The sequence below is a fragment of the Nitrobacter sp. 62-13 genome (assembly GCF_001896955.1).
Classification (GTDB): Bacteria; Pseudomonadota; Alphaproteobacteria; order Rhizobiales; family Xanthobacteraceae; genus Nitrobacter.
Genome location: NZ_MKRN01000214.1, coordinates 1 through 5,578, shown reverse-complemented (window position 1 = coordinate 5,578; position 5,578 = coordinate 1). Strand labels below are relative to the sequence as shown.

Below are 5,578 nucleotides of genomic sequence, written 5' to 3'. Positions count from 1 at the left end.
GGGACGCTATTTCGGACCGTTCGCATCCGCAGGCGCGGTCGGCCGCACCATCACCGCGCTGCAGCGCGCGTTCCTGGTGCGCTCCTGCACCGACTCGTTCTTCGAAAGCCGGACGCGGCCGTGCCTGTTGTATCAGATCAAGCGCTGCTCGGGCCCATGCACCGGCGAGATCGATTTTCCCGGTTATACGGCGCTGGTTCGCGAGGCGACGGACTTTCTGTCCGGCCGCAGCCGCGCCGTGAAGGAGGATCTGGCCCGCGCGATGGAGCAGGCCTCGGCCGACCTCGCTTTTGAGCGCGCGGCGCTTTACCGCGACCGGCTGGCCGCGCTGTCGGCGATCCAGTCGCAGCAGGGCATCAACCCGCGCACGGTGGAAGAAGCGGACGTGTTCGCGATCCACCAGGAGGGCGGCTATTCCTGCGTCGAGGTCTTTTTCTTCCGCACCGGACAGAACTGGGGCAACCGCGCCTACTTTCCGCGCGCGGAAAAATCCTTCACGCCGGAGGAGGTGCTGGGCGCGTTTCTCGCGCAGTTCTACGACGACAAGCCGCCGCCGAAGCTGGTCCTGCTGTCGCATCGCATCGAGGAATGCGAATTGCTGTCCGATGCCCTGTCGATCAAGGCCGGTTACAAAGTCGCGATCTTGGTGCCGCAGCGCGGCGAGAAGAAGGAACTGGTCTCCCATGCGCTGACCAATGCGCGCGAGGCGCTTGGCCGCAAGCTGGCCGATACCGCGACGCAATCACGATTGTTGCAGGGTTTGGCCGTCGCCCTGGGTTTGCCGCATAGCCCGCGGCGCATCGAGGTCTACGACAACAGCCACATCCAGGGAACCAACGCGGTCGGGGCGATGATCGTCGCCGGCCCTGAGGGCTTTCTGAAAAACCAGTACCGCAAGTTCAACATCCGCTCCGAAGGTCTGACGCCCGGCGACGATTACGCGATGATGCGCGAGGTATTGGAGCGCCGTTTCAAGAGACTGCTGATGCAGCAGGCCGCCGATCCGGACAAGACCGATGACCCGGAGAAGGATACGGTGCAGCAATGGCCGGATCTCGTGATCATCGATGGCGGCCTCGGCCAGCTCAATGCCGCGCGCGGAATTCTCGATGCGCTGGGGCTGACCCGGATACCGCTGGTGGCGGTCGCGAAGGGACCGGACCGCGATGCCGGACGCGAAACCCTGTTCCTGCCGGACCGTCCGGCGATCAAGCTCGAACCGCGCGACCCGGTCCTCTATTTCATCCAGCGACTGCGCGACGAGGCGCACCGTTTCGTGATCGGATCGCATCGCAAGTTACGTAAAAAGGATATGCGCGAGGCTGGATTGCAGGAAGTTCCCGGCATCGGCCCCGCGCGCAAGCGGGCGCTGCTGCATCATTTCGGGACGTTGAAGGAGATCGAACGCGCCTCGGTGGCCGATATTGGCAAGGTTCCAGGCATCAGCGCCGAAAGCGCCCGCAGGATCTTCGACTTTTTTCACGCCCGGCCGGCGTAAAGGTGGTTTTTATCATGATATTCATCGGCATTTTTCGTATTAAGACCAACGGATAAGGCTTCGCCTCGGCCAAAGCGGCGAAATGCGCCCCGTGGCCGGTTGACGTTCGCGCCACGACAGTATTGGTAAGACGAAATGAGCACCGCAACCAGCCAGGCGACCGCGAGGAGTATGCTGTCGCTTCCCAATATTCTCACCTGTGCCCGGATCGCCGCGATCCCGGTGGTGGTGGGCTGCGTCTATGCTCAATCGATCATGGACGGGCCGTTGCGGCTGCGCTGGGTGGCGCTCGGGGTGTTCGTCGCAGCCGGCGTCACCGATTTTCTCGACGGCTACTATGCGCGGATCTGGGATCAGCAATCCGCCTTCGGCAAGATGCTCGATCCGATTGCCGACAAGCTCCTGGTCGCCTCCTGTCTCTTGATGCTGGCGGCGGACGGCATCATCCATGGCTGGACGCTGTGGGCGGCGATCGTAATTCTGTGCCGCGAGATTCTCGTATCGGGCCTGCGCGAATACCTGGCGGCGCTGCGCGTCAGCGTGCCGGTGACCAAGGTCGCGAAGTGGAAGACCACGGTGCAACTGGTCGCGATCGGATTTCTGCTCGCGGGCGAGGCCGGTGACCTGATCTTCCCGTTCGTGACCCAGATCGGGCTTCTGCTGTTGTGGGTTTCGGCGATCTTCACCATCTATACGGGCTGGGACTATTTCCAGGCCGGTATTCACCACCTCATCGAGGAGGATGAAAAATGAAGGTGCTGTATTTCGCCTGGGTGCGCGAACGGGTCGGCAAGGCCGAGGAGGCGCTCGATCCGCCGCCAGCCGTCGCGACGGTTGCCGATCTGATCGCATGGCTGTCGCAGCGGGGCGATGAATATGCCCATGCGTTCGAAAAGCCGAAGGTGATCCGCGCCGCGATCGACCGTATCCACGTCAAGCAGGACACGGCGATCGCAGGCGCGCGCGAGATCGCCTTCTTTCCGCCGATGACCGGCGGTTGATCTGTAGATAGCGTCGTCGCCATGACCGTTCCCGTCACCATCCGCCTGCAGGAAGAGGACTTCGACGTCGCGCGCGAAATCGCGGCGCTGTCGCGCGACCGCACCGATATCGGAGCCGTCGTGAGCTTCAGCGGCATCTGCAGAAGCGACAAGGCTGACGGCGAGGTTGGTGATGCGATAGCCGCGCTTGTGCTGGAACATTATCCGGGCATGGCAGAGGAAGAGATCGCGCGCCATGCCGAGGAGGCGGTTGCGCGCTGGCCGCTCACCGGCCTCACCGTCATTCACCGCTTCGGACGGATCGTGCCCGGCGACAATATCGTTCTGGTGGTGACGGCGTCGGCGCACCGCGAGGCGGCGTTTCATGCGGCCGAGTTCCTGATGGACTATCTCAAGACCCGCGCGCCGTTCTGGAAGCGCGAGGAGGGCTCCGCCGGATCCGGTTGGGTTGACGCCCACGATCGCGATGACGCGGCTGCGGCGCGCTGGGCCAAATCCTGATGGCGAAGACCGCCGCACGCGGCGGACGATCGCAGGCCGCGACCAGCAATTCAGCCAAAAAACGCCGGCCACCGCGCACAACCGTTAAATCCGAAACAAGAAATCGAGACGCTGCCACGGCTGAGGCACCCGAACTCGCGACGATTTATGACTATGTCCGCTTCGCCGCCGCAAGGCTGAAGCGCGCGCGCGTCGCCTTCGCTCACGGCACCACCGATCCGGTTGCGGAAGCCGCTTTCCTGGTCGGCGAGGCCATGAACCTGCATCCCGAGGAGGTCGAACCGAACGCCAAGCTGCGCGTGCCGAAGGCGACCGGCCAACGCATCCTCGATTGGACCGAGCAGCGCATCGCAACCCGCAAGCCCGCCGCCTATCTCGTCAACAGGATGTATATGCGCGGGCTGCCGTTTTATGTCGACGAGCGCGTGATCGTGCCGCGCTCGTTCATCGGCGAAATCCTCGACTCGCATTTCGGCGACGACGAGGTGCTGCGTCTGCGCGATCCCGTAACCATCACAAGCGTGCTCGATCTCTGCACCGGCTCGGGATGCCTTGCCGTTCTGGCCGCGCGCGCATTTCCGAATGCGAGGATCGACGCGGCCGATCTGTCGGAAGACGCGCTCGCGGTCGCCGCGCGCAATGTGCGCGAGCACGGCCTGGAAAATCGCATCACGCTGTTGCAAGGCGATCTGTTCGGAGCGCTCAGGGACCAGCGATACGATCTCATTATCTCGAACCCGCCCTATGTCGATGCGAAAGGCATGGCGGGCCTGCCGCGCGAATGCCTTGCGGAGCCGCGGATGGCGTTCGATGGCGGCGCCGACGGCATCGATCTGGTGCGGCGGATCATCGACGGCGCCAAAACTCACCTCGCGCCCGGCGGCGGGCTGTTGTGCGAGGTCGGCCGCTGCAAGCCGGCGATCGAGAAGGCGTATCCTCGTGCCGATTTCCTCTGGCTCGACACAGAGGAGTCCGAAGGTGAGGTATTCTGGATCGAGGCGGCCGCGCTTGCCGATGTCGTTTCCGTATGACAGCCGGAGCGGCGCGGCAGATCGCCCATGCCTCGGCCTCTGGCAAAATTGCCTGAGTTCACTTAACTGAAGGCGACCCAGCGAACGACGCGTGAAAAACCTCCGGCGATACCGTCGGAGGTTTCGTCGTCCTGAAACCGTCCTTCTGCCCTAGTGGAGTGAATTTGACATTCGCTACTCCCTTTGCAGCAAACCCGGCAAGCGAATGTCAAATTCAAAACTTCACTAGTACTAGTGGTCCTTTGATTCTCACATTTGCAAGAATCCCCGCCGCAACGGGATGCAAATGTTAGAATCGGACCACTAGTTGCCCTGTTGATGATCGAGCCGCCATGCTTTTTGACGCCCGCCAAAGCGCGCTGCCGCGCGATCCCTGGCTCGGAGAACTCCGGGCGACGCTGACGCTCGGCTGGCCGCTGGTCCTCACCAATCTCGCGCAGATTGCACTGACGACCACCGACGTGATCGTGCTGGGTCGCGTCGGTCCCTCCGCGCTGGCCGCGGGAACGCTTGGCGTCAACCTCTACTTCGCGATCCTGATTTTCGGCATCGGCGTTGTCACCGCGACGTCGCCGATGATGGCCGAAGCGTTCGGTCGCAAGCTGCATTCGGTGCGCGACGTGCGGCGGACGTTCCGGCAGGGATTATGGGCGTCGGTTCTGATCGCGGTGCCGAGCTGGTTGCTGCTGTGGCACAGCGAGGCGATCCTCATTCTGTTCGATCAGGAACCGCAGCTTGCGGCGGATGCTCAGGCGTTCGTGCGCGCATTGCAATGGGGCATGTTGCCGACGCTGGGCTTTATCGCGTTGCGATCGTTCTTCGCCGCGCTGGAGCGCCCGTTATCGGCCATGCTGGTGACCGCGGCCGCGATCCTGTTCAATATCGCCGCGAACTGGGCGATGGTGTTCGGTCATCTCGGCCTGCCGGCATTCGGCCTGCGTGGTTCCGGCATCGCGACGGCATTGTCGAACACCTTCCTGTTCGTCGGGCTGGTGCTGGTGGCGAGTTTTGGCCGCAGGTTTCGTCGCTTCCATCTGTTCGGCAACTGGCGGCGCGCCGATTGGCCGCGTCTTGTCACGCTGTGGCGCGTCGGTTTGCCGATTGGCGCCGCGCTCGCTTTCGAGATCACCGTGTTCAATGCCGCGGTATTCCTGATGGGCCAATTCGGCACGGCCTCGATCGCGGCTCATGCCATCGCGATTCAGATCGCCTCGGTCTCCTTCATGGTGCCGATGGGACTGTCGCAGGCGGCCACGGTGCGCGTCGGCCGCGCTTACGGCGCCGGCGACCGCGACGGGATCACCCGCGCCGGATGGACCTCGTTTGCGCTGGCGATTGCTTTCATGACCGCGACCAGCGTGCTGATGATTGCCGCGCCGCGATGGCTGATCGGTGCATTCGTCGACGTCAACGATGCGTCGAACGCCGAGGTGATCGGACTCGCTGTGTCGTTTCTGACCTGCGCCGCGGTGTTTCAGATTGCCGACGGCGCGCAGGTGGTCGGCGCCGGCATGCTGCGCGGCCTGCAGGATACCCGCGTGCCGATG

At 63.5% G+C, this 5,578-nt stretch carries 6 protein-coding genes; all 6 read left to right on the top strand.

Annotation, left to right across the window (positions count from 1 at the left end):
• A partial coding sequence (gene uvrC / locus BGN91_RS17595) for an excinuclease ABC subunit UvrC (protein ID WP_292615355.1) occupies positions 1–1,498 on the top strand: 1,498 nt, incomplete at its 5' end.
• A gap of 135 nt (positions 1,499–1,633) precedes the next feature.
• A complete protein-coding gene (gene pgsA / locus BGN91_RS17590) occupies positions 1,634–2,251 on the top strand; it encodes a CDP-diacylglycerol--glycerol-3-phosphate 3-phosphatidyltransferase (RefSeq protein WP_292615354.1) in 618 nt (205 codons plus the stop codon).
• Entirely contained in the window at positions 2,248–2,499 is a 252-nt protein-coding gene (gene moaD, locus BGN91_RS17585) for a molybdopterin converting factor subunit 1 (protein ID WP_292615353.1), read from the top strand. Before pgsA ends, moaD begins: the two co-directional genes overlap by 4 nt.
• 21 nt (positions 2,500–2,520) lie before the next feature.
• On the top strand, positions 2,521–3,000 hold the full coding sequence (locus BGN91_RS17580) for a molybdenum cofactor biosynthesis protein MoaE (protein ID WP_292615352.1): 480 nt from the start codon (positions 2,521–2,523) through the stop codon (positions 2,998–3,000).
• A complete protein-coding gene (gene prmB / locus BGN91_RS17575) occupies positions 3,000–4,031 on the top strand; it encodes a 50S ribosomal protein L3 N(5)-glutamine methyltransferase (protein ID WP_292615350.1) in 1,032 nt (343 codons plus the stop codon). Before BGN91_RS17580 ends, prmB begins: the two co-directional genes overlap by 1 nt.
• A gap of 332 nt (positions 4,032–4,363) precedes the next feature.
• Positions 4,364–5,578, top strand: a 1,215-nt coding sequence (locus tag BGN91_RS17570; protein WP_292615348.1) for an MATE family efflux transporter, incomplete at its 3' end; no start/stop codon positions are given.

What these genes read in the sequence shown, in the direction of transcription:
- BGN91_RS17580 (WP_292615352.1), top strand. Translation starts at nt 2,521, where the DNA reads ATGACCGTTCCCGTCACCATCCGCCTGCAGGAAGAGGACTTCGACGTC.
- prmB (WP_292615350.1), top strand. Translation starts at nt 3,000, where the DNA reads ATGGCGAAGACCGCCGCACGCGGCGGACGATCGCAGGCCGCGACCAGC.
- pgsA (WP_292615354.1), top strand. Translation starts at nt 1,634, where the DNA reads ATGAGCACCGCAACCAGCCAGGCGACCGCGAGGAGTATGCTGTCGCTT.
- moaD (WP_292615353.1), top strand. Translation starts at nt 2,248, where the DNA reads ATGAAGGTGCTGTATTTCGCCTGGGTGCGCGAACGGGTCGGCAAGGCC.